The organism is Streptomyces sp. Qhu_M48, from assembly GCF_051305195.1.
Lineage (GTDB): Bacteria > Actinomycetota > Actinomycetes > Streptomycetales > Streptomycetaceae > Streptomyces.
In genome coordinates this window covers 7,461,606-7,483,904 of the sequence record NZ_CP195432.1, presented here as the reverse complement: position 1 = coordinate 7,483,904, position 22,299 = coordinate 7,461,606, and the positions used below count along the sequence as shown (strand labels likewise).

Sequence of the window (22,299 nt, the reverse complement as noted above, 5' to 3'; positions counted from 1 at the left end):
ACGGTGCTTAGGATCGATACGTGACACCGCGCCACCGGACCGGAGCAGCAGCGGGCGGCCTCGCCGCCGCCCTCGTCTCCCTCGCGCTGCTCGCGGGCGGCTGCACCGAGGCCACCGGCGGAGTCCGGGGGACTCCCGGCACCGCCGGGCTGCGCGACCCGTACTTCCCGAAGCTCGGCAACGGCGGCTACGACGTACGGCACTACGCCCTCACCCTCGCCTACGACCCGGGAAACGGACGGCTCGACGGCACCGCCGAGATCACCGCCCGCGCCACTCAGGACCTCAGCGCCTTCAACCTCGACCTCGCCGGTCTCACGGTCGACCGGGCGTCCGTCGACGGCGCCCCCGCCGCGGTCAACCGGGCGGGGAACGAGCTGACGCTCCGGCCGCGCGAGGAGATCCGTGAGGGCGCGGAGTTCCGGACGACCGTCACGTACGCGGGTGTGCCCGAGGCGATCACCGACGCGGACGGCTCCGAGGAGGGCTGGCTGCGCACCGCCGACGGGGCGGTCGCGGTCGGCGAACCGGCGGGTTCCATGACCTGGTTCCCCGGCAACCACCACCCCTCGGACAAGGCCGCGTACGAGCTCACGTTCACCGTCCCGGCCGGTCTCGAAGCGATCTCCAACGGTGTCAGGACCAGCCGCCGGACGACGGCGGACGGCCGCGTCACGAGCGTGTGGCAGGCGACGGAGCCGATGGCGAGCTATCTGGCGACGGTCGCGATCGGCCGGTACGAGACGGAGGAGACGGGCGGGGCGAAGAAGTCGAGCGGGACGGAGAAGCCGAACGGGACGGAGAAGCCGAACGGGGCCGGTACGGCCACCGCTCAGGGCTCCACCGCTCCCGGCTCCACTGCCCCCGAGGCCACCGCCCCCGGCTCCGTGCCCGTGCTCACCGCCGCCGAGCGCTCCGTCGCGGACGCCAGTGCCGCGTTGCGGGGGGAGATCCCCGAGATCCTCGCCCGGCAGACCCGGCGCTTCGGCCCGTACCCGTTCTCCACCGCCGGGGCGATCGTCACCGCCGACGGGACCCTCGGGTACGCCCTGGAGACCCAGACCCGGCCCGTCTTCCCCGCCGCCTCCTTCGACCGGACGACGCTCGTCCACGAGCTGGCCCACCAGTGGTTCGGGAACTCGGTGTCGCCCGCGACCTGGCGGGACCTGTGGTTGAACGAGGGCTTCGCGACCTACGCCGAGTGGCTGTACACGGAGGAGTTCGAGCACGTCCCCGCGCGGACGCACTTCGAGCGGGCCTTCGCGCAGGACGCCAACTGGACCTTCTCGCCCGCCGATCCGCCCAGCGCCGAGAACCTCTTCGACCCGCCCGTGTACCAGCGCGGCGCGATGGTCCTGCACAAGCTGCGCGAGACCGTCGGCGACGCGGTCTTCGACGAGATCCTGCGCGGCTGGCCGGCGAAGTACCGTCACGCCAACGCCTCCACGGCCGACTTCACGGCCTACGCCGAGAGCGTGGCCGGACGCGGTCTCGACGCGCTGTGGGACGTCTGGCTGTACGGCGACGGGCGACCGGATACCCCCTAGGGGGCCGGCACGTCCTTGGCGGCCAGCCGCGTACCGGACCAGCACAGCGGCCGCCCGGCACGGAGTGCGGGTTCTACCGTTCGAACGGCAACCTCCTGGCGGAGGTCGACCTCTACTGGTCGAGGGCACCGTGAAGGCGCACGTCAGCGCCGTCCTCGCCAAACTCGGGGGCGCGCAACCGGGTGGAGGCCGCCATCACCGCGACGGCGTGACCTGGCACCTGGTGGCGCTCTTCTACGCGGTGGAACTCCGGCCCGGTGACCCCCTGGCCGTCACCGAGACGGGCGGCAGCACGGAGGCCGTGGCGTGGCGGCCGTTGGCCGGGCCGGTGAAGGAGCTCTCCCCGGCGGCGGCCGACGCGCTCTCGCTCGCCGGGGTCAGCGGAGGGGCTTGCGCATGACCACGCAGGGGCGGCCGTGGGCGCGGTCCGGGCGGCGGTCGGTCTCCTCGTAACCGAGGGAGGTCCAGAAGGCCAGGGCCTCCGGGTTGTCCTCCAGGACGGCGAGCCGCAGTCCGTCGCGGCCCTCGGTGCGGAAGCGGTCCTCGACGTACGTGGCGAGACGGCGTCCGTGGCCCGCGCGCCGTTCGTCGCCGTGGACGAGGAGCAGCCCGAGCCAAGGGTCGGGGTCGGCCGGGTCGGGGTGGCGGCCGAGGGTCACGGCGACGGCGACGAGCCGGCCCTCGGAGCGGGCCAGGAGGATCTCGGCGGTGGACTGGGCGAGTTCGTCGGCGAGGGCGGCCGCGACCTGCTCGGGACGGACGGCGGACGGGTCCGGGAAGTCGCCGCCGAGCTGGTGGAACTCCTCGTCGGACGCGTACAGCGCGGTGAGTTCGGTGAGCAGTGCGCCGGGGAGGGCCGCACCGTCCTCCAGGGCCTTGGGTACGAGGGCTTCGACGATCACGCGGCAAGGGTAGAGCCCCGGCGGGAAATCCCGGCCGGGGCTCTGCGAGGTCCCGCGAGATCCTGCGGGGTCCGTGTGTAGTCCTGCGAGGTCCTACGAGGTCCTACGAGGTCCTGCGTCCCGAGGCCCGTAGGTCTTGGGGCAGGCCCTCCAGGGGGTCCTACAGGTTCACGCCGAAGTCGCGGGCGATGCCCTCCAGGCCCGAGGCGTAGCCCTGGCCGACCGCGCGGAACTTCCACTCGGCGCCGTTGCGGTACAGCTCACCGAAGACCATGGCGGTCTCGACGGCGGCGTCCTCGGAGAGGTCGTAGCGCGCGAGCTCGGCGCCGCCGGCCTGGTTGACGATGCGGATGTACGCGTTGCGGACCTGGCCGAAGTTCTGCGAGCGGGCGACCGCGTCGTAGATGGAGACCGGGAAGACGATCTTGTCGACGTTGGCCGGGAGGCCCGCGAGGTTGACGTTGATCTGCTCGTCGTCGCCGCCGCCCTCGCCGGTGCGGTTGTCACCGGTGTGGACGATGGTCTGGTCCGGCGTCGACTTGTTGTTGAAGAAGACGAAGTGCGCGTCGGAGGCGACCTTCCCGGCGGCGTCCACACCGATCGCCGAGGCGTCGAGGTCGAAGTCGGTGCCGGTGGTCGTACGGACGTCCCAGCCGAGGCCCACGGTGACAGCGGTGAGGCCCGGGGCCTCCTTGGTCAGAGAGACGTTGCCGCCCTTGGACAGGCTCACAGCCATGGAAAGTCCCTTTCATCGTGGTGTCGTCGCCTGGAGGAACGCGTACGCGCCCCCGTCGGTTCCCGGCGGGTTCCGGACGAAAAGAGGATGACTCCGATGGCCCACAGCGGGGAACATGGAGGGCATGTCCGGTCCGTACCCCATCCGCGGCTCCGTCTCGCTCCCCGAGGCCGAGCTCCAGTGGCGTTTCTCGCGTTCGTCGGGCCCGGGCGGACAGCACGTGAACACCAGCGACTCCCAGGTCGAGCTCCGGTTCGACCTCGCGGCCACCGAGTCGCTGCCCGAGGTGTGGAAGGCCCGCGCCCTGGAGCGGCTCGCCTCCCGCCTGGTCAACGGCGTCGTGACGGTCCGCGCCTCGGAGCACCGCTCCCAGTGGCGCAACCGCGAGACGGCGGCGGTGCGGCTCGCCGCGCTCCTCGCCGAGGCGACGGGCCCGCCGCCGAAGCCCCGCAGGCCGACGAAGATCCCGCGCGGGATCAACGAGCGCCGGCTGCGGGAGAAGAAACAGCGCTCGGAGACCAAGCGCACCCGCCAGTCCCGCGACTGGGGCTGAGGACCCCGCCGCCCCGTCAGGACAGGTGGCGGTACTTCCCCTGGTAGTAGGTCAGCGGGTCGCCCTGCGGTGTCGGGTCGCCGACGGTCAGGACCCGGGCCACGACGAGCGTGTGGTCGCCGGCCACGACACGGTTCTCCGTACGGCACTCCAGGGTCGCGAGCGCGCCGCCCATGAGCGGGGCGCCGCTCTCCTCGCCGCGGGTGAACGGAAGGTCGGCGAAGAGGAGCCGGTCGCTGACGCGGTTCTTCATGGCGAAGCGCCCGGCGATGTGCCGCTGGTCCCCGGCGAGGATCGACACCGCCCACACGGGGACGTCGGTGAGCAGGTCGTCCATGCGGGAGCCGTTGCGGAGGCTGACCATGACCAGGGGCGGGTCGAGGGAGACGGACACGAACGCGGTGGCGGTCATGCCGACGTCCTCGCCGCGCGGGCCGTCGTCGGGGTCGTGCGCGGTCACCAGGACCACGCCGGCCGCGAGGCGGGACATGGCCGCCCGGAAGTCGTCGTTGCTCACCCCCTCAGCATGAGGGATCGCCAGATCGGACACGGGGGGCGAGGTGGGGGTCTTCTGCAGCACACCCGCACGCTAGTCCGGGCCTTCCGGGGGCGCATCGGGCCCGGGGACCAGTCCGGCACCCCCGCCGGTCCTAGGACCGGCGGCCGTGCCCCGCCCGTTCGCGCCGCCGGATTCCCGGGCTCGGCGGCCGTGCCTCGCCCGGGCCGGTCGCGACCCGCCATGACCTGCTGTGACTTGAGTCACAGAGGCGAGTATTTGCTGACCCTGTGTACCGGGTGCGCAGCTCGCTGTGATTCAGTGGCACGAGACTGTATGTGAAACACGAGGTTGCAACACGCCGGTGCCACACGAAGCCGATGAGAACCCTGGAGTTGCTGTCGAGGTCTCGGGGAGAGCGAGCGATGGAGACCGAGTCGGAGCCGTACGTCCGTCTCTCGACCCTGCGGCAGCTGCATCAGGTCGTGGCGGACCTCAACACTGCGCGCAGCCTGGCGGACACCCTGCAGACCGTCGCCGACGGTGTGGTCGCCGGTCTCAACTACGAGCTGGCCTGCGTCAACCTCGTACGCCCCGACGGTGACCTCGTCGTCGCCGCCTTCGCCGGAAGCTCCGCCGCCGAGGCCCTGATCACCGGCCGGGTCGGCTCCCGCGCCTCCTGGGAGCGGCGTCTCACCATGGCGACCGCCTGGGGCGACCTGCGGTTCATCCCGCACACCGAGGGCTGGGTGCTGATGGAGGACGACGTCCCCCAGTGGCACACCGACGGACCCGCGCCCCGCTTCGAGGACGAGTGGCACCCGCACGACCGTCTCTACGCCCCGATGTACGCGTCCGGCTCAGGGCGTGAGCTCCTCGGCGTCATATCCGTCGACCGCCCGCGCAACGGCCGGCACCCCGGCCCCTGGGGACAGGAGGCGCTCCAGATGTACGCCTCCCAGTCGGCGATAGCCATCAGCAACGCCCGGCTCCGTTCCAACATGCAGCGCGCCCTGGTCCGCCTGGAGCGGGAGCAGCAGGCCCTGCGCGCCAGCGAGGAGTCGTTCCGGCAGGCCTTCGAGTACGCCCCCTCCGGCATGGCCATCGCCGAGATGGGCGGCGACCAGCACGGCCGGCTGCTCCGTACCAACGACGCGCTGTGCCGGCTCCTGGGCCGGCCCGCCTCCGTCATGCGGCGCTACTCCTTCGCCGACCTCGTCCACCCCGAGGACATAGGCACCCTGCTGCGGACCTCCGCCGAGGGGGGCCGGGCGGAGCTGCGGCTCGGGCGGCGCGACGGCACGTACGTGTGGGTCTCCCTCCGTAACTCGGTCGTCGCCGACACCGCCGACGGCCCTCGTTTCCTCCTCACCCACGTCGAGGACATCGAGGAGCGCAAGCGCCACGAGCTCCAGCTCGCGCACCGCGCCTCGCACGACGCCCTCACCGGCCTTCCCAACAGCGCCGAGCTGCGTTCCCGGCTCTCCGCCCGGCTCTGCGAGCGTCCGGCGGCGCACGCGGCGGCCGAGCAGGCCGCTGGGTACGGCGGGGGGTACGAGTCAGGGCGGGACGGCGGCTACGAGACGGGACACGGTCCCGGTCACGACCCCGGCCGGCCCGGTTACGACTCCGGGCACTCCGGCTACGAGTCGCCGTACGAGCACGAACACGAGCACGGCTTCGGTTTCGAGCCGGCGGGCGGTGTCGGGCCGTACGACCACCACGTCCACATCGTCGCCCCCACGGGCGGCGACATCGACGACGGCACCAAGGGTCTCGCGGTCCTCTTCTGCGACCTCGACGGCTTCAAGTCGATCAACGACCGCTTCGGGCACCACACCGGAGACGCGGTTCTCATCGAGGTCGCCCGCCGGCTCACCACCGGGGTCCGCGACGGGGACACGGTCGCCCGGCTCGGCGGCGACGAGTTCGTCGTCCTCGCCGACGGGCTCGGCGCGGCCGACGCCGCCGACCTGGCCGTGCGTCTGCGCAACGCGATCATTCCGCCGATCCGGGTGGACGGCCGGGCGGTCCGCGTCGGGGCCAGTTTCGGCATCGGATGGGCCGAGTGCGGGATGTCCGTGGAAGAGGTCCTGAACTCCGCCGACCAGCGGATGTACGTGGAGAAGCGCTCCCGCGCCAAGGTGCACCGGCGCGCCGGCTGAGGCCCTTGACACGCCCGGGACCGCTTCGGGGGCTGGTCCGTTCGGGGTAGGCTCGGCCGGTCGGCGACGGCTGGCGAGCATGGAGAGGAACCCGGATGGCTGCCGGTAACGACGGCGCGAACAAGCCCGAGAACGACGACCCGTTCGGCTACCTGTACGAGGACGGTCAGGCCGCGGGCGCCCAGCCCCCGGGTGGGGGCGGCTACGGCTACCCCGGCCCCGCGCAGGCTCAGCCCGGCGTGCCCCGGACCTCGTACAACCAGGTCAGAACGGTCGGCGAGCGCCAGTACGGCGGCCACCAGCAGAGCCAGGCCTACGTGCCGCAGCAGCAGCAGGCGCCGTACGGCCGGCCGACGGCGCAGTACGCCGCGCCCGAGACCTACGGCGGCCAGCAGCCGCCCCGCCAGCACCCGCCGCAGCAGCACCAGGGCGGCTCGGGCCGCGGCCCCAACACCCGGGGCATCCTCATCGGCGCGGTCGCGGTCGTCGCGGTCGTGGTGATCGGCATCGCCGCCGCGGTGATCACGAACTCCGGCAACGACGACAAGGACAAGCAGGCGGGCGGCGCCACCACCCCGACCGCCCCGTCCACGGTCTCCGAGCAGCCCAGCGCCGAGCCGAGCGCGGACAAGACCCCGGCGGAACTCCCGAAGCAGGACGCGGCGACGCTGAAGCTGGGCGGCCCGGCCGCCATCGCCAAGGACGTCAAGGGTGCGAAGGGGCCGGACGGCTCCTACGTGGCCTTCAACGGCGTGGGCGGCTCCGCGAGCTGGTCCGTGAACGTGCCGGACGACGGGGACTACACGCTGCGCATCATCTACGGGGTGCCGGGCAAGGACGCCGAGACCTCGCTGACGGTCAACGACGCCACTCCCCGCAAGGTGAACATGTCCAACTTCGCGAAGGCCGCCGAGGGCGACTGGGAGAAGGGCTGGACGTACACGTACGCCTACGTGAACCTCAAGAAGGGCGACAACGCGCTGAAGATCTCCTGCGAAGCGGGGAACTCCTGCGACGCGATCCTGGACCAGGTCTACCTGGAAGCGGGGAAGACCGGCCGGTGACGGCCGCCCCCGCCGGGCACCCGTAGCCGCTCCACGGAGTGCGCAGGGCCCGTGAGCACCGGATCGACCGGTGCTCACGGGCCCTTTCGTCCGCCTGGGGTCCCCGCCGTGCTCACGCCTCGTCGTTCAGCCTGGTCGTCCTCACCCGCGGCAGCAGTTCCTCGTAGGCCGACGGGTCGAACTCGCCCGCCACCGGCGAGAGCACCGTCGCCGCCGAGAGGGCGACCGCCCGGGCCAGGCGGTCCGGCCAGGGGGCGTCGTCGGCCAGGCCCGACAGGAGTCCCGCGACGGCCGAGTCGCCGGCGCCCGTGGGGTTGCCCTTCACGGCCGCGGGCGGGGCCGCGCGCCAGAGGCCCTCGGGGGTCGCGGCGAGCAGGCCCTCGGGGCCGAGTGAGGAGACCACCGTGCGGGCGCCCCGGCCCCGGGCGTCGCGGGTCGCGCGCAGCGGCTCGCGGGAGCCGGTGAGCTGGGCGAGTTCGTCGGCGTTGGGTTTGACCAGGTCCGGGCGGGCGGCGATGCCGCGCCGCAGGGGTTCGCCACTGGTGTCGAGGAGGACGGGCACGGCGGCGGCGCGGGCGAGCCGGACGAGTTCCGCGTACGCCCCCACGTGGATGCCCGGCGGGAGGCTGCCGCAGAGGGCGACCGCCGTGGCACCGTCCAGGAGCGCGGTGAAGCGGGTGCGGAAGGCGGTCCACTCGGCGGCGGTGACGGTCGGGCCCGGCTCGTTGAGCTGCGTGGTGTCGCCGGTGGTGGCGTCGACGATCGCGACGGTGCGGCGGGTGGGTCCCGCGGTGCCGACGAGTTCGTCCCGCACGGGGGTCGCGGCGAGCTGCTCCCGGAGTACGGCTCCGGTCGCGCCGCCCGCGAATCCGGTGGCGACGGTCTCGTGGCCGAGGGCGGCGAGGACGCGGGCGACGTTGAGGCCCTTGCCGCCGGGGCGTTCGATGACCTGGGTGACCCGGTGGGAGGCGTGCGGGATGAGCGCGGGGACGCGGTAGGTGAGGTCCAGCGCGGTGTTGAGGGTGACCGTGAGAATCACCTGTCCACCCTCCGTACTCCGTGTGAAGTCCTGCGGAACGCACGCTCCGACGGGCACTGATCATGCCAAACGAAAGGCGGTAGGCCCAGACCCCTGGCCCACCGCCCGTCGGTATGACCCCTGATCAGACGGCTTCGTACGCCGTCGGGTCGACGATCCAGACGCCCTTGCGCATGACGCCCCTGAGGTTGAACCCGGCGTCGAGGACGACGAGGTCGGCGTCCTTGCCGGGCTCCAGGGAGCCGACGCGGTCGTACACGCCGAGGAGGCGGGCCGGGTTGGCGGAGATGGCCTGGACGACCGACTCGACGGGGAGCTTGTCGATCGTGGCGGCGCGCTTGAACGCGCGGTCCAGGGTGAGCGTGGAGCCGGCGATCGAGCCGCCCTCGACGAGGCGGGCGACGCTGTCCTTCACCTCGACCTCCAGGGGGCCGAGCATGTAGCGGCCGTCGCCGAAGCCGGCGGCGTCCATGGCGTCGGTGATGAGGGCGACGCGCTCGGGGCCCGCGTGGTGGAAGGCGAGTTCCAGGGCGGCGGGGTGGAGGTGGGTGCCGTCGTTGATGAGCTCGACGGTGATCCGCTCGTCCTCCAGGAGGGCGGCGATCGGGCCGGGGGCGCGGTGGCCGAGGGCGGGCATCGCGTTGTAGAGGTGGGTGGCGACGGTGGCGCCCGCGTCGATGGCCTCGACGGTCTGCTCGTAGCTGGCGTCGGTGTGGCCGATGGCGGCGATCACGCCGTGCTCGGCGAGCAGGCGTACGGAGTCGAGGCCGCCGGGCAGTTCGGTGGCGAGGGTGACCATCTTGGCCCGGCCGCGGGCCGCGTCGATCAGCTTGCGGACGTCGGCCGGGTCGGGGTCGCGCAGGAGGGTCTCGTCGTGGGCGCCCTTGCGGCACGGGGAGATGAACGGGCCCTCGAAGTGGATGCCCGCGATCTCGCCCTGTTCGGCGAGTTCGGAGAGCAGCCCGGCCCGCTGGACGAGGAAGTCCATCTCGCCGGTGACGAAGGAGGCGACGACAGTGGTGGTGCCGTGCAGCCGGTGAGTGTGGACGCCCTTGAGGACCTCGTCGACGGTGCCGGAGGTGAAGGAGGCGCCGCCGCCGCCGTGGTTGTGCATGTCGACGAAGCCGGGGACGAGCCAGTGCCCGGTCAGGTCGAGGGCGGGGGCGCCTTCCGGCGCGCTCCCCACGATGCGGTCGCCTTCGACGATCACACGTCCGTTCTCGACGATTCCGGTGGGCAGCACGACGTGTGCGCCGGCGAGAACCTTGTGATCGGCCATCAGGCGGAAACCTCCGAGTCGGTGGGGCGCTGTTCGGCGAGCAGGTCCCAGGCGAGGAGGCCCGCGCCCAGGCATCCGGCGGTGTCCCCGAGGGCCGCCGGGACGATGGCGGGCAGCTTCTGGAACGTGACTCGCTCCTCCACCGCGGCCCGGAGTGGTGTGAACAAGGTTTCCCCGGCCTCGGCGAGTCCGCCACCGATGATGAGCGTGCGGGGGTCCAGCAGGGTGAGGGCGGTGACCAGGCCGTCCGCGAGGGCGTCGACGGCCTCCTGCCAGATCCGGACGGCCGTGGCGTCGCCGGACTCGACGGCCTTGGCGCAGTCGGCCGCGTCGGCCTCGGGGTCGCCGCTCGCGGCGGCCCAGGCCTGGGAGACGGCGGAGGCGGAGGCGTACCGCTCCAGGCAGCCGTGCTGGCCGCAGCCGCAGGCGGTGCCGCCGGGGCGGACGACGATGTGGCCGATCTCGCCGGCGTAGCCGTGGGCGCCCGCCTCGATGCGGTCGCCGATGCCGATGGCGCCGGCGATGCCGGTGCCGAGGGGGACGAAGAGGAAGCGGTCGGCGCCGTTGCCCGCGCCGATGCGGCCCTCGGCGAGGCCGCCGGTGCGTACGTCGTGGCCGAGGGCGACGGGGACGCCGTCGAGTCTCTCGCTGAGGAGTTCGCGCATGGGAACGTCGCGCCAGCCGAGGTTGGCGGCGTAGACGGCGATGCCGTTCTCGGCGTCGACGATTCCGGGGACGGCGACTCCGGCCGCGGCGGCGGGCTCGCCGTACCGCTCCTGGCCGAGGGTGCGGAGGTCCGCGGCGAAGCCGAGGATCGTCTCCACGACGGCCTCGGGGCCGCGGTCGCGGCCGGTGGCGCGGCGGGCCTCGTGGAGCAGGGTGCCGTCCGCCCCGACGAGGGCGGCCTTCATACCGGTGCCGCCCACATCCAGGGCGATGACGTGTCTCACGGGTGACAGTTTGGCGCCCCGGGACCCAAAAGGTCTAGTCCACTGTCGAGGATTGTTGCGCTCGGATACAAATTCGGGACCCGTCATGGGGCCATCGTCCCCTTGACGTTGCGGAAGTGATACCCGAGTGGTGTAGACCTCATACCCCCCACGGGGGAGAATTACGGCCCTGCGCAGAGCAAACGAACGGCTCGATGCAGCTCAACGACGAGCAAAAGGTGGATGAAGCCGTGGAGCGGCGACGATTCCTTGGACTGACCGCGGCCGTCGCCGCACTCGGGCTGACCGTCACGGTCGCCGGCTGTGGCTCCCTCGGGGGCGACTCCGGCGACGTGACCCTCAGACTGGTCGCCGCCGACTACGACCTCACGGGTGGCGACACCACCAAGAAGTACTGGACCGACCTCGTCTCCGCATTCGAGGCGGAGCACCCCGGCGTCAAGGTCGAGGTGCAGATCGAGTCCTGGGACGACGTCGACCGCAAGGTCGCCGAGATGGTCAAGGCCGACAAGGCCCCCGACATCGCCCAGATCGGCGCCTACGCCGACTACGCGGCCGCCGGCGAGCTCTACGCCGCCGACGAGCTCCTCTCCATACCCGTCCAGGCCAACTTCCTCGCCCCGCTCGTCGCGGCGGGCGAGCACAAGCGCACCCAGTACGGGCTGCCCTTCGTCGCCTCCACCCGGCCGCTCTTCTACAACCGGGCCCTCTTCGACGAGGCCGGCGTCAAGCCCCCCACCACCTGGGACGAGCTCGCCGCCGCCGCCGAGAAGCTGAAGGACAACGGTGTCCGCACCCCGTTCGCCCTGCCGCTCGGCCCCGAGGAGGCCCAGGCCGAGGCCCTGATGTGGATGCTCAGCGGCGGTGGCGGCTGGACAGACGGCACCGACCACTACGCCGTCGACTCCGACTCCAACATCAAGACCTTCGACTGGCTCAAGAAGAACCTCGTCGGCAAGGGCCTCACCGGGCCGGTCGCCCCCGGCAAGCTCAACCGCAAGGCCGCCTTCGCCGCCTTCGCGGACGGCGAGGTCGGCATGCTCAACGGCCACCCCTCGCTCCTGAAGGAAGCCGCCAAGAAGGGCGTCAAGGTCGGGCAGGTCCCGCTCCCCGGCGTCGACGGCCCGCCGAAGGCCGCCATGGGCGTCGCCGACTGGATCATGGGCTTCAAGCAGAACGGTCACCGCAAGGAGATCGGCGCCTTCCTCAACTTCGCCTTCAACGACCAGAACGTCCTGAAGTTCGCCGGCGACAACGACCTCCTCCCGGTCACCGTCAGCGCCTCCACCCGCATGGAGACCGAGCCCGAACACGCCAACCTGCGCGTCTTCCTCAAGACCCTCCCGGACAGCCAGCTCCCGCCGGTCGGCAAGACGTCCTGGGCCCAGGTCAGCGAGAACGTCAAGCAGAACATCGGCAAGGCCGTCACCCCCGACGGTCGCCCGTCCGAGGTCCTCGGCACGATCGGTCGGGCGGCGACGGCGGCCGAGAACGCCGAGTAATAGGTTGGTCGTATGACCGAGGACCGGGAAGCGGCGGACAGCGACGAGGGCGACGGCGGGCTCGGCACGCGTGAGCGGGCCCTTCTCGCCGTCGAGCGCCGCTCGTGGCCCGGGCCCGGTGCCAAGGAGCGGGCGGTACGCGAGCGCCTCGGGCTCTCGCCGACCCGCTACTACCAGCTGCTCAACGCCCTCCTCGACGACCCGCGCGCCCTCGCCCACGACCCGGTGACGGTCAACCGGTTGCGGCGGGTGCGAGACGACCGGCAGCGGCGGAGATAGGGCGGCGCCCGGCGCCGTCCCCTTCGGCCCCGCTGACGCGGGCGCCTCACATCGGTAGGGTCGGGGACATGGTCAACAGCCTCCCGCACCCGACCACACCCGCCGGCCGCGACGGCCTGGCCGCGCTCCTCGCGCGGCCCGAGAAGGCCGTCGTCGCCCTCGACTTCGACGGCACCCTCGCCGAGATCGTCCCCGACCCCGAACGCGCCCGCGCCCACCCCGGTGCCGTCGAGGCGCTCGCCGCCCTCGCCCCCCAGGTCGCCTCCATCGCCGTCGTGACCGGCCGCCCCGCCGGGGTCGCCGTCCGCTACGGCGGCTTCGCCGGGGTCCCCGGCCTGGAACACCTCGTCGTCCTCGGCCACTACGGCGCCGAGCGCTGGGACGCCGTCACCGGCACTGTCCGGGCCGCCGCCCCCCACCCGGGCGTCGCCTCCGTCCGCGCCGAACTCCCCGGCTTCCTCGACCGGGCCGGCGCCTGGCAGGGCGTCTGGATCGAGGAGAAGGGCCGCGCGGTCGCCGTCCACACCCGCCGTGCCGTCGACCCCGAGGGCGCCTTCGAGGCCCTCAAGGGGCCCCTCGGCGAGCTCGCCACCCACCACGGGCTCGTCCTGGAACCCGGCCGCATGGTCCTGGAGCTGCGGCCCCCGGGCATGGACAAGGGCGTGGCCCTCACGGAGTACGTACGTGAGGTGGGCGCCGGGTCCGTGCTCTACGCCGGGGACGACCTGGGCGACCTGCCCGCCTTCGCCGCCGTGGAGAAGCTCCGCTCCGACGGCACCCCGGGCCTGCTGGTCTGCAGCGGCTCCGCCGAGGTCCCGGAACTCGCCGAGCGAGCGGACCTCGCGGTGGCGGGCCCGGCGGCGGTGGTGGACCTCCTGGCGGCGCTGGCGACGGCGGTGGGCGAGGCCTGAGGCGGCCCCCGCCCCGTCGGCCGGGCCGGCCGAGGGCCCGAGGCCGCGGGCGGGGCTTCCGCACGCGGCGGCCAGGGCTCTCGTACGGTCGGGGCTCCTGGTGCGCGCGCGGGGCTTCCGTACCGTGAGCCGCGCGCGGGGCTTCCGTACCGTCAGGGCTTCCTCACCAGCAGGTCCACCAGGCCCGTCAGGTCCTCCTCGCCGCTGCCGACGGCGAGCCGTCGGCGCATCAGCTCGAAGTACGGCCGGATCAGCTCCGGGCTGACGCCCTGTTCCTCCGCGGTGGCCAGGAAGGTGGGGGTGCCGGCCACCTGCATCGCCAGGTTCGAGACCACGTCCGTCGTGTAGTCGCCGCTGGTGAGCTGCCGGGCGGTGGTGTGGGCCGCCGGGGCCATCGCCGTGAGCCAGCCGGTGAGCAGCGGGGCGAACGCTGCCGGGTCGACGTCCTCGCGGCGGATCAGGGCGAAGGCGTGGGTCACCCCGGCGAACAGCCCGTACATGGCGCTGAGCAGGGCCACGTCGTGCAGGGCCGCGAAGCCCGCGTCCTCGCCGACGTACGTGGTGCCCGCCGGGACGGCCAGGGTCTCCCGGTGCTCCTCGAACAGCTCCCGCGAGCCGCTGTAGAAGACGTAGCCGCCGGCCTCCGGGACCCCGATCATCGGCGGGACGGCCATGATGCCGCCGTCCAGGTAGCGGGCGCCGCGCCGCTCGGCCCACGCGGCGCGGGCACGGGCCTGGGCGGGGGTGCCGGTGACCACGTTCACCAGGTCCCTGCCGGTCAGGTCGACGCCGCCCAGCGTCTCCTCGACGGAGGCGTCGTCGAGCAGGCAGACCACGACGAGCGGGCTCGCCGCGACGGCCTCGGCGGCGCTGCCGGCGACCTTCGCGCCGTCGGCGGCGAGCGGTGCCGCGCGGCCCGGGGTGCGGTTCCAGACGGTGAGCGGATGGCCGGCGGCGAGCCAGGTGCGGGCGAGCGCGGTGCCCATGGCGCCGAGGCCGAGAAGGGTGACGGGGCTCTTGTCCCCGTGGGTCTCTGTCATGCCCACTAGGCTGGTTCGAGGCCCGGAGGTGATCAAGTACGCACTTCGGAGTGGGTGGTTACCCCGGGGGAAGCCAGCAGGTCGGAAGGGTGGGGGCATGGCGACGCTGAACCGGCCCGGCGAGCCGGACGGGCACGTCTGCGGGATCGACACCGCGCTCGAGGTCATCGGCGGCAAGTGGAAGGTGCTCATCCTGTGGGCGCTCCACGAGCAGCCGCACCGCCGCTTCGGGGAGCTGCGGAGGCTCGTCCCGGGGGTCACCGAGAAGGTGCTCGCCTCGCACCTGCGGGAGCTGGAGGCGGACGGCATCGTGCGCCGTGTCTCGTACGACGAGACGCCGCCCCGCGTCGAGTACTCCCTGACCGAGGACGGCGTCCGTCTCAACGACGCGCTCGATCCCCTGGCGGCGTGGGGGCGCGAACGGGCGGCGTCCGCGCCGCCGGCCGCCTAGCCGTTCCGCAGCGACTCCAGCTGGTCGAGGAACCAGCGCTGCGGGGGCAGGGCCGTCGCGGCGGCGGCCAGACGCTTGGAGCGGTCGGCGCGTTCCGACGGGGGCATGGAGAGGGCGGTGTGGAGCGCCTCGGCGGTCTCCGACACGTCGAAGGGGTTGACCGTGAGCGCGTCGTCCTTCAGCTCCTCGTAGGCGCCCGCGCCCGTCGAGAGGACGAGCGCGCAGCCCGCCTCCGAGACCACCGGTATCTCCTTGGCGACCAGGTTCATGCCGTCGCGCACCGGGTTGACCAGGGCGACGTCCGCGAGGCGGTACGCGGCCAGGGAGCGGGTGAAGTCGTCCTTCACGGAGACCTGGACCGGTGTCCAGGCGGCCGTTCCGAACTCGGCGTTGATCTCCTCCGCGAGCGCGGCCACCGAGGCCGTGTAGGCGCGGTAGACCTCCAGGTCCTGCCGCGAGGGGTAGGCGGAGGCCAGGTGGACGACCCGGTCGCGCCACTCGGGGTGGACGGTGAGCAGCTCGCGGAAGGCGAGGAGGCCGCGCAGGATGTTCTTCGACAGTTCGGTGCGGTCGACCCGGACGATGGTCCTGCGGTCCCCGACCTCCTCCCGGAGCAGGGCGAGCCTCCGGTCCACCTCGGGCCGGTGCGCGAGGGCCCGCAGGTCCTCGCCGTCGACGCCCAGGGGGTGGACGGTGACGCGGGTGCCGTCGCGCCCGTCGCCCGCGCAGCCCAGGAAGGCGTCGGCCCAGGCCCGGGTGTGGAACCCCAGCTCGTCCGCGCCGAGCATGCCCCACAGCAGCTCCTCGCGGATGTCGTCGGGCAGCATCCGCAGGTACTCGGGGGACGCCCACGGAGTGTGCGTGAAGTGGGCGATCCGCAGGTCCGGGCGGAGTTCGCGCAGCTGACCGGGGACGAGGGCCAGGTGGTAGTCCTGCACCAGGACCGCCGCGCCCTGGTCCGCCTCGGCGGCCAGGGTGGCGGCGAACTCGTGGTTGTACGCCCGGTACGAGGTCCAGAGGCGGCGGAACTCCGCGTCGAAGACGGGCTCGCGCGGGATGTCGTACAGGTGGTGGTGGAGGAACCACAGCGCCGAGTTCGCGATGCCGTTGTACGCGTCGGCGTACACCTGCGGGTCGATGGGCAGCATGCGGACGCCCGGCTCCGCGATCCCGCGCCGGACGGCCTCCCGGTCGCCCTCGCCGAGGGCCGCGCACACCCACAGGCTGTCCTGCGAGGAGACGGCGCTCAGCCCGGAGACCAGGCCGCCGCCGCCCCTGCGGGCGTCGAGCGCACCGTCCTCGCCGAGCACGTACGAGACGGGGCCTCGATTGGATGCCACAAGAACAGAAGCCATGGGGCGAACCTAGCCCGTCCCGTAAACGCTCAAACGTACGTATACGAGACGGGTGGATCCGGCCACGGAGGGTGAGCCGGGACGCGGAGGTCAGTTCTCGCGCCGGCCGCGCATCGCCGCCCTCGCCACCAGGCCCGTCGCCGCGAGCGCGAGGCCGAGTGCGCCGAGCAGCCACAGCCGCTCGCCGTGTCCGCCCGCCCCCGCGAGCGAGCCTCCGCCTCCCGGGGAGCCGGCGTGGTGACTGGAGACTCCGGCGGGTGCCGGGGGCGCGTCCGCCGCCCGGCCCGCCGTGGTGACCGCGAGCGCGCCCACCGTCAGTGCGACGACCGCGAGCACCCTGCCCAAGTGATGGAGTCCGAAGCGCATGACATGTGAATGTACGTAGATCGGTCTATTTTCTGGCGTTACGCCACGCGGCGGCGCGCGTACTCCACGATTTCGGCCATCGGCGGCCGCTCCTCCGTGTCCACCGCGTACGTCCGCGGCTCGAAGCCCTTCTCGCCCCGCTCGAACTGGGTCAGCCGAGGCCGCACCAGATGGCCGCGCGAGAGCCGCAGCTGCGCCGTCCGGTAGATCGCCGCCGCCATCCGGCCGAGCGCCTGGCCGTCCTGGTGCCGGTGCTTGCGCACCCCCACGTCCACCTGCGCGAGCCCGTCGAGGCCCACCGTGTGCAGGGCGTCCACGAGCAGCCCCAGCTCCACTCCGTAACCGACCGGGAACGGCAGCCGTTCGAGCAGCGAGCGCCGCGCCGCGTACTCGCCGCCGAGCGGCTGCACGAAACCGGCCAGCTGCGGCCAGTGCAGATTCAGCAGCGGCCGTGCCACCAGCTCGGTCACCCGACCACCCTGACCAGGGGTGTCGCCGAAGGGGCGGTCGTACATCGCCTTCACGAGGTCGACCTCCGGGTCGGTGAGCAGCGGGCCCACGACCCCCGTCACGAAGTCCGCGGAGAAGTCCCGCAGATCCGCGTCCACGAAGCAGACGACGTCCCCGCTCGTCACCATCAGCGACCGCCACAGGACCTCGCCCTTGCCCGGCACGGCCGGTATCCGGGGGAGTATCGCGTCCCGCGCGACCACCCGCGCCCCGGCCGCCGCCGCCACCTCCGCCGTACGGTCGGTGGAGCCCGAGTCGATCACCACCAGTTCGTCGACGAGCGGCACCGCCTCCGACATCAGCTCGCGCCGGATCACGGTCACGATGTCCCCGACCGTCGCCTCCTCGTTCAGCGCGGGCAGGACGACGCTGACCCTCGTGTTCCGCTTGGCGGCGAGGATCCGCTCCAGCGGCCGGTCCGCCACGGACCAGGACCGCCGGTCCAGCCAGCGCTCCACCTCTTCCAGCACGTGATCTCCATCTCGCGGTTCGGACGGCCGGTCCAAGCGTCCGGGCCTTCGGTTACAGTCTTGAACAACGCGGATGCCCGATGCACGTCGGGGTGCCGCCCGCGTCGGAGCGCAGGAACGAAGTCCACCGCGCTTCACAATCGAATACCGCTCATCCAGAGGGGCAGAGGGAAACGGCCCGTTGAAGCCCCGGCAACCCTCCAGTCGGTTTGTCTCGTACTCCATCGAGGCCCCCGGCTAGGGAAGGTGCCAAATCCGTCTCATGGCGAAAAATTCGTCATGGGAAAGATGAGGAGAAAGGGCCTCGCCTCCATGGCTGTACAGACTGCCGCCTCTGCCACCACCGTCGACCTCGGTCCCGCTTCGGGGCTTTCCTGTCGCGAATGCGGTGAAGTGTTCGCCCTCGGCCCGATCTTCGCCTGCGAACTCTGTTTCGGACCTCTCGAAGTCGCGTACGACCTCCCCACCGGTGACCCCGAGGCGCTGCGCAAGCAGATCGAGGCCGGCCCCGCCAACATCTGGCGCTACGCCCCCCTGCTGCCCGTCCCGGCCGACGTCGCCGACAAGCCGAACCTGAACCCGGGCTGGACCAAGCTCGTCCAGGCCGACAACCTCGCCCGCGAGATCGGCGTCGCCCCCGGCAAGCTCTTCGTCAAGGACGACTCCGGCAACCCGACCCACTCCTTCAAGGACCGGGTCGTCGCCCAGGCCATCGAGGCCGCCCGCGCCTTCGGCTTCACCACGCTCTCCTGCTCCTCCACCGGCAACCTGGCCGGCGCCGTCGGCGCCGCCGCCGCCCGCGCCGGCTTCCGCTCCTGCGTGTTCATCCCGCACGACCTGGAGCAGGGCAAGGTCGTCATGGCCGGCGTCTACGGCGGTGACCTCGTCGCCATCGAGGGCAACTACGACGACGTCAACCGCTTCTGCTCCGAGCTCATCGGCGACCCGCTCGGCGAGGGCTGGGGCTTCGTCAACGTCAACCTCCGCCCGTACTACGGCGAGGGCTCCAAGACGCTGGCGTACGAGATCTGCGAGCAGCTCGGCTGGGTCATCCCCGACCAGCTCGTCATCCCGATCGCCTCCGGCTCCCAGCTCACCAAGATCGACAAGGGGCTCCAGGAGCTCATCAAGCTGGGCCTCGTCGAGGACAGGCCGTACAAGATCTTCGGCGCCCAGGCGGAGGGCTGCTCCCCGGTGTCGGTGGCCTTCAAGGCCGGGCACGACGTCGTACGGCCCCAGAAGCCGAACACGATCGCCAAGTCGCTCGCGATCGGCAACCCGGCCGACGGCCCGTACGTCCTCGACATCGCCCGCCGCACCGGCGGCGCCGTGGAGGACGTGAACGACGAGCAGGTCGTGGACGCGATCAAGCTCCTCGCGCAGACCGAGGGCATCTTCGCCGAGACCGCGGGCGGCGTGACCGTCGGCGTCACGAGGAAGCTGGTCGAGGCCGGGCTGATCGACCCGAACCTCACCACCGTCGTGCTCAACACCGGCGACGGGCTCAAGACCCTGGACGCGGTGGCCGACACCTCTCAGGCGACCGTCACCATCCGCCCGAGCCTGGACGCGTTCCGCGACGCCGGCCTGGCCGTCTGAGCCCGCCCGCACTTCCTGGCCCACTGAAAGGTTTCGAAGACATGGCCGTGAACGTCCGCATCCCCACCATCCTCCGCACCTACACGGGGGGACGGTCCGAGGTCGAGGCCGAGGGCGCGACCCTCGCCGAGGTCATCGCGGACCTGGAGAAGAACCACACGGGCATCGCCGCCCGCGTCCTGGACGACCAGGGCAAGCTGCGCCGTTTCGTCAACGTCTACGTGAACGACGACGACGTGCGCTTCGAGCAGGGTCTGGAGACGGCCACCCCGGCCGGCGCCGGCGTCTCGATCATCCCGGCCGTCGCCGGAGGCTGATCCCCGGGCGCGGTACCGGCCCGGTGCCGCGCCGCGTCCGCTGTCCCGTCTTTCTTGAATTGCCCCTTCCGCGCCAATAAGCGGAAGGGGCAATTCTGTATGGTTGAGCGCGGTAGAGTTGGGAAGTCCCCTCCGCTGCTCATGCCGGACGCATATGAGAATGCGTCCCTGCGCGACTAGAAGCAGCCAAAGTGTGTGCGCGTTGTGTACCTTCTGCACGCTTTGCCGGGCCCGACTTGCCCAGGAATTCAGGGGATTCTCCCCAATTCGCCTTTCCGTGGCGCCCAGAATTCTCGCGCGAATGACCTGTTGCAGAGGGCAGTTGGGCAGATACATTCAGCCGCGGTCGACGCGTTCCGGCGAGGGTCTGACCCGGGTCCGCGAAGTGCGGGTCCCGCGCAAGGGCCAGTAATAGGGGAGTTAGGCATGGCTCAGGGCACCGTCAAGTGGTTCAACGCGGAGAAGGGCTACGGCTTCATCGCGGTCGACGGTGGTGCGGATGTTTTCGTCCACTACAGCGCGATCCAGATGGATGGTTACCGCAGCCTCGAAGAGGGACAGCGAGTCGAGTTCGAGATCTCGCAGGGCCAGAAGGGTCCGCAGGCGGACATGGTCAAGCTCGCCGTCTGAGCGCGGCACGATCGGCCACCGACGCAACGCCGTCGAGGGGTCCACATCCCTGAGGGGATGTGGACCCCTCACGCGTTCCCCGCGCCCGAACCGGCTCTGACCGGCCACGACAGCCCCCGAGCCGCTCCCGGGCGCCCCCGCCGCCACCTCCCGAAACGTGAGAGTCGCTTGCACTCTCCTAGGGCGAGTGCTAATCATTGGCGTTAGCACTCGGAAGGTGAGAGTGCTACGAGGATCGGGCAGACGAGGCCGCCGGCCGGGTGGGGCAAGGAACCACACGGAACACGCGGAGGCCGTCCGTCGCGGGCGTCGGCGCGGTCCTGGAGCGTTATCCACCCCATGTCCGGGAGGACCACTTCACATGGCCAAGATCATCGCGTTCGACGAGGAGGCCCGGCGCGGTCTCGAGCGCGGCATGAACCAGCTCGCTGACGCCGTCAAGGTCACCCTCGGCCCCAAGGGTCGCAACGTCGTCCTCGAGAAGAAGTGGGGTGCCCCCACGATCACCAACGATGGTGTTTCCATCGCCAAGGAGATCGAGCTCGAGGACCCGTACGAGAAGATCGGCGCCGAGCTGGTCAAGGAAGTCGCCAAGAAGACGGACGACGTCGCCGGCGACGGTACGACCACCGCCACCGTTCTCGCCCAGGCGCTCGTCCGCGAGGGCCTGCGCAACGTGGCCGCCGGTGCCAACCCGATGGCCCTCAAGCGTGGTATCGAGAAGGCCGTCGAGGCCGTCTCGGGCGCCCTGCTCGAGCAGGCGAAGGATGTCGAGACCAAGGAGCAGATCGCTTCCACGGCCTCCATCTCCGCCGCCGACACCCAGATCGGCGAGCTCATCGCCGAGGCGATGGACAAGGTCGGCAAGGAAGGCGTCATCACCGTCGAGGAGTCCCAGACCTTCGGTCTGGAGCTTGAGCTCACCGAGGGCATGCGCTTCGACAAGGGCTACATCTCGGCGTACTTCGCCACCGACATGGAGCGTATGGAGGCGTCGCTCGACGACCCGTACCTCCTGATCGTCAACTCCAAGATCTCCTCCGTGAAGGACCTGCTCCCGCTCCTGGAGAAGGTCATGCAGTCGGGCAAGCCCCTGCTGATCATCGCCGAGGACGTCGAGGGCGAGGCCCTGTCGACCCTGGTCGTCAACAAGATCCGCGGCACCTTCAAGTCCGTCGCGGTCAAGGCCCCGGGCTTCGGCGACCGCCGCAAGGCGATGCTGAACGACATCGCCATCCTCACCGGCGGCACGGTCATCTCCGAGGAGGTCGGCCTGAAGCTGGAGAACGCGGGCCTCGACCTGCTGGGCCGCGCCCGCAAGGTCGTCATCACCAAGGACGAGACCACCATCGTCGACGGTGCCGGTGACAGCGAGCAGGTCGCCGGTCGCGTGAACCAGATCCGCGCCGAGATCGAGAACTCGGACAGCGACTACGACCGCGAGAAGCTGCAGGAGCGCCTGGCGAAGCTCGCCGGCGGTGTCGCGGTCATCAAGGCCGGTGCCGCGACCGAGGTCGAGCTCAAGGAGCGCAAGCACCGCATCGAGGACGCCGTTCGCAACGCGAAGGCGGCCGTCGAGGAGGGCATCGTCGCCGGCGGCGGCGTGGCCCTGCTCCAGGCTTCCTCGGTCTTCGAGAAGCTCGAGGCCGACCTCTCGGGCGACGAGGCCACGGGCGCGAACATCGTGAAGCTGGCCCTTGAGGCCCCGCTGAAGCAGATCGCGGTCAACGCCGGCCTCGAGGGCGGCGTCGTGGCGGAGAAGGTCCGCAACCTGCCCGTCGGCCACGGCCTCAACGCCGCGACCAACGAGTACGTCGACCTCATCGCCGAGGGCATCATCGACCCGGCGAAGGTCACGCGCTCCGCGCTGCAGAACGCCGCGTCGATCGCCGCGCTGTTCCTCACCACCGAGGCCGTCATCGCCGACAAGCCGGAGAAGGCGTCCGCGCCGGCCGGCGGCGGCATGCCGGGCGGTGACATGGACTTCTGATCCCCCGGGATCGGCGGTTCATCGCTGAAGGCGAAGAACGGAACGAGGGCGGCACCCCCTGTCAGGGGGGTGCCGCCCTCGGGCGTTTCCCGGCTTCCCGGCCTCCGGACTTCCCGGCCTCCGGACTTCCCGGCGTCCGGCTCTACGG

Annotated in this window: 23 protein-coding genes and 1 riboswitch; of the genes, 13 read left to right on the top strand and 10 right to left on the bottom strand. The window is 71.8% G+C overall.

The genetic code is table 11. The features are described from left to right. Positions 1-20 precede the first annotated feature (20 nt). Positions 21-1,547 carry a M1 family metallopeptidase gene (locus tag ACRRSS_RS33615; RefSeq protein ID WP_435974773.1) on the top strand — a complete coding sequence of 509 codons (1,527 nt, stop codon included), beginning with the start codon at positions 21-23 and terminating at the stop codon, positions 1,545-1,547. Positions 1,548-1,677: 130 nt separating this feature from the next. After that, positions 1,678-1,947 (top strand): hypothetical protein, encoded by a 270-nt coding sequence (locus tag ACRRSS_RS33610; RefSeq protein WP_435974772.1) that lies wholly within the window; start codon positions 1,678-1,680, stop codon positions 1,945-1,947. On the opposite strand, the gene ACRRSS_RS33605 is transcribed toward ACRRSS_RS33610, so the two are convergent. Continuing rightward, on the bottom strand, positions 1,925-2,449 hold the full coding sequence (locus ACRRSS_RS33605; protein WP_435974771.1) for a GNAT family N-acetyltransferase: 525 nt from the start codon (positions 2,447-2,449) through the stop codon (positions 1,925-1,927). The genes ACRRSS_RS33610 and ACRRSS_RS33605 overlap by 23 nt on opposite strands. A gap of 160 nt (positions 2,450-2,609) precedes the next feature. Continuing rightward, positions 2,610-3,185 carry a TerD family protein gene (locus tag ACRRSS_RS33600; protein WP_267044994.1) on the bottom strand — a complete coding sequence of 192 codons (576 nt, stop codon included), beginning with the start codon at positions 3,183-3,185 and terminating at the stop codon, positions 2,610-2,612. Between the two features lie 115 nt (positions 3,186-3,300). Here ACRRSS_RS33600 and arfB point away from each other — a divergent pair, with 115 nt between their 5' ends. Then, entirely contained in the window at positions 3,301-3,738 is a 438-nt protein-coding gene (gene arfB / locus ACRRSS_RS33595; protein WP_435974770.1) for an alternative ribosome rescue aminoacyl-tRNA hydrolase ArfB, read from the top strand. A 16-nt stretch (positions 3,739-3,754) separates the two neighbouring features. Here arfB and ACRRSS_RS33590 read toward each other — a convergent pair whose 3' ends face one another. Beyond that, positions 3,755-4,318: a flavin reductase family protein gene (locus ACRRSS_RS33590; protein ID WP_435974769.1), complete on the bottom strand. Its 564-nt coding sequence runs from the start codon at positions 4,316-4,318 to the stop codon at positions 3,755-3,757. A 341-nt stretch (positions 4,319-4,659) separates the two neighbouring features. Between ACRRSS_RS33590 and cdgB the strand changes: the two genes are divergently transcribed. Both cdgB and ACRRSS_RS33580 read left to right on the top strand, forming a co-directional pair. Beyond that, positions 4,660-6,399 carry a diguanylate cyclase CdgB gene (cdgB, locus tag ACRRSS_RS33585; RefSeq protein WP_435974768.1) on the top strand — a complete coding sequence of 580 codons (1,740 nt, stop codon included), beginning with the start codon at positions 4,660-4,662 and terminating at the stop codon, positions 6,397-6,399. Between the two features lie 95 nt (positions 6,400-6,494). Beyond that, positions 6,495-7,463, top strand: a complete 969-nt coding sequence (locus ACRRSS_RS33580) for a carbohydrate-binding protein (RefSeq protein ID WP_435974767.1) — start codon at positions 6,495-6,497, stop codon at positions 7,461-7,463. A 112-nt stretch (positions 7,464-7,575) separates the two neighbouring features. Here ACRRSS_RS33580 and ACRRSS_RS33575 read toward each other — a convergent pair whose 3' ends face one another. The 3 genes from ACRRSS_RS33575 to ACRRSS_RS33565 all read right to left on the bottom strand — a co-directional run bounded on the left by ACRRSS_RS33575 (position 7,576) and on the right by ACRRSS_RS33565 (position 10,731). Continuing rightward, positions 7,576-8,502 (bottom strand): 1-phosphofructokinase family hexose kinase, encoded by a 927-nt coding sequence (locus ACRRSS_RS33575; RefSeq protein WP_435974766.1) that lies wholly within the window; start codon positions 8,500-8,502, stop codon positions 7,576-7,578. 124 nt (positions 8,503-8,626) lie between these two features. Next, a complete protein-coding gene (nagA, locus tag ACRRSS_RS33570) occupies positions 8,627-9,781 on the bottom strand; it encodes an N-acetylglucosamine-6-phosphate deacetylase (protein ID WP_435974765.1) in 1,155 nt (384 codons plus the stop codon). Further along, on the bottom strand, positions 9,781-10,731 hold the full coding sequence (locus tag ACRRSS_RS33565) for an ROK family protein (protein ID WP_351902578.1): 951 nt from the start codon (positions 10,729-10,731) through the stop codon (positions 9,781-9,783). Before ACRRSS_RS33565 ends, nagA begins: the two co-directional genes overlap by 1 nt. Before the next feature lie 194 nt (positions 10,732-10,925). Between ACRRSS_RS33565 and ACRRSS_RS33560 the strand changes: the two genes are divergently transcribed. The 3 genes from ACRRSS_RS33560 (at position 10,926) to otsB (ending at position 13,423) form a co-directional block, all read left to right on the top strand. Beyond that, a complete protein-coding gene (locus ACRRSS_RS33560; RefSeq protein WP_435974764.1) occupies positions 10,926-12,233 on the top strand; it encodes an ABC transporter substrate-binding protein in 1,308 nt (435 codons plus the stop codon). Between the two features lie 12 nt (positions 12,234-12,245). Further along, positions 12,246-12,512, top strand: a complete 267-nt coding sequence (locus ACRRSS_RS33555; protein WP_435974763.1) for a DUF3263 domain-containing protein — start codon at positions 12,246-12,248, stop codon at positions 12,510-12,512. A gap of 68 nt (positions 12,513-12,580) precedes the next feature. Beyond that, the gene (otsB, locus tag ACRRSS_RS33550; RefSeq protein WP_435974762.1) at positions 12,581-13,423 is read left to right on the top strand and encodes a trehalose-phosphatase; all 843 of its coding nucleotides are present in this window, start codon (positions 12,581-12,583) and stop codon (positions 13,421-13,423) included. Between the two features lie 152 nt (positions 13,424-13,575). On the opposite strand, the gene ACRRSS_RS33545 is transcribed toward otsB, so the two are convergent. Further along, positions 13,576-14,463, bottom strand: a complete 888-nt coding sequence (locus ACRRSS_RS33545) for an NAD(P)-dependent oxidoreductase (protein ID WP_435974761.1) — start codon at positions 14,461-14,463, stop codon at positions 13,576-13,578. Between the two features lie 97 nt (positions 14,464-14,560). Here ACRRSS_RS33545 and ACRRSS_RS33540 point away from each other — a divergent pair, with 97 nt between their 5' ends. Further along, positions 14,561-14,914, top strand: coding sequence for a winged helix-turn-helix transcriptional regulator (locus ACRRSS_RS33540; protein WP_435974760.1), 354 nt, complete (start codon positions 14,561-14,563; stop codon positions 14,912-14,914). On the opposite strand, the gene ACRRSS_RS33535 is transcribed toward ACRRSS_RS33540, so the two are convergent. The 3 genes from ACRRSS_RS33535 to ACRRSS_RS33525 form a co-directional block, all read right to left on the bottom strand. Next, positions 14,911-16,269 carry an alpha,alpha-trehalose-phosphate synthase (UDP-forming) gene (locus ACRRSS_RS33535; protein WP_435974759.1) on the bottom strand — a complete coding sequence of 453 codons (1,359 nt, stop codon included), beginning with the start codon at positions 16,267-16,269 and terminating at the stop codon, positions 14,911-14,913. The genes ACRRSS_RS33540 and ACRRSS_RS33535 overlap by 4 nt on opposite strands. Before the next feature lie 90 nt (positions 16,270-16,359). After that, on the bottom strand, positions 16,360-16,635 hold the full coding sequence (locus ACRRSS_RS33530) for a hypothetical protein (RefSeq protein ID WP_435974758.1): 276 nt from the start codon (positions 16,633-16,635) through the stop codon (positions 16,360-16,362). Between the two features lie 38 nt (positions 16,636-16,673). Next, a complete protein-coding gene (locus ACRRSS_RS33525) occupies positions 16,674-17,615 on the bottom strand; it encodes a glucosyl-3-phosphoglycerate synthase (protein WP_435974757.1) in 942 nt (313 codons plus the stop codon). Positions 17,616-17,763: 148 nt separating this feature from the next. Beyond that, positions 17,764-17,910, top strand: a riboswitch (SAM riboswitch). Here ACRRSS_RS33525 and thrC point away from each other — a divergent pair. The 4 genes from thrC (at position 17,904) to groL (ending at position 22,151) form a co-directional block, all read left to right on the top strand. Further along, positions 17,904-19,214 (top strand): threonine synthase, encoded by a 1,311-nt coding sequence (thrC, locus tag ACRRSS_RS33520; protein ID WP_435974756.1) that lies wholly within the window; start codon positions 17,904-17,906, stop codon positions 19,212-19,214. It overlaps the preceding riboswitch by 7 nt. 41 nt (positions 19,215-19,255) lie before the next feature. Further along, positions 19,256-19,531: a MoaD/ThiS family protein gene (locus tag ACRRSS_RS33515; protein WP_435974755.1), complete on the top strand. Its 276-nt coding sequence runs from the start codon at positions 19,256-19,258 to the stop codon at positions 19,529-19,531. Positions 19,532-19,957: 426 nt separating this feature from the next. Next, the gene (locus ACRRSS_RS33510; protein ID WP_015035246.1) at positions 19,958-20,161 is read left to right on the top strand and encodes a cold-shock protein; all 204 of its coding nucleotides are present in this window, start codon (positions 19,958-19,960) and stop codon (positions 20,159-20,161) included. A gap of 361 nt (positions 20,162-20,522) precedes the next feature. Further along, a complete protein-coding gene (groL, locus tag ACRRSS_RS33505) occupies positions 20,523-22,151 on the top strand; it encodes a chaperonin GroEL (RefSeq protein ID WP_266967782.1) in 1,629 nt (542 codons plus the stop codon). Positions 22,152-22,299: the final 148 nt, after the last annotated feature.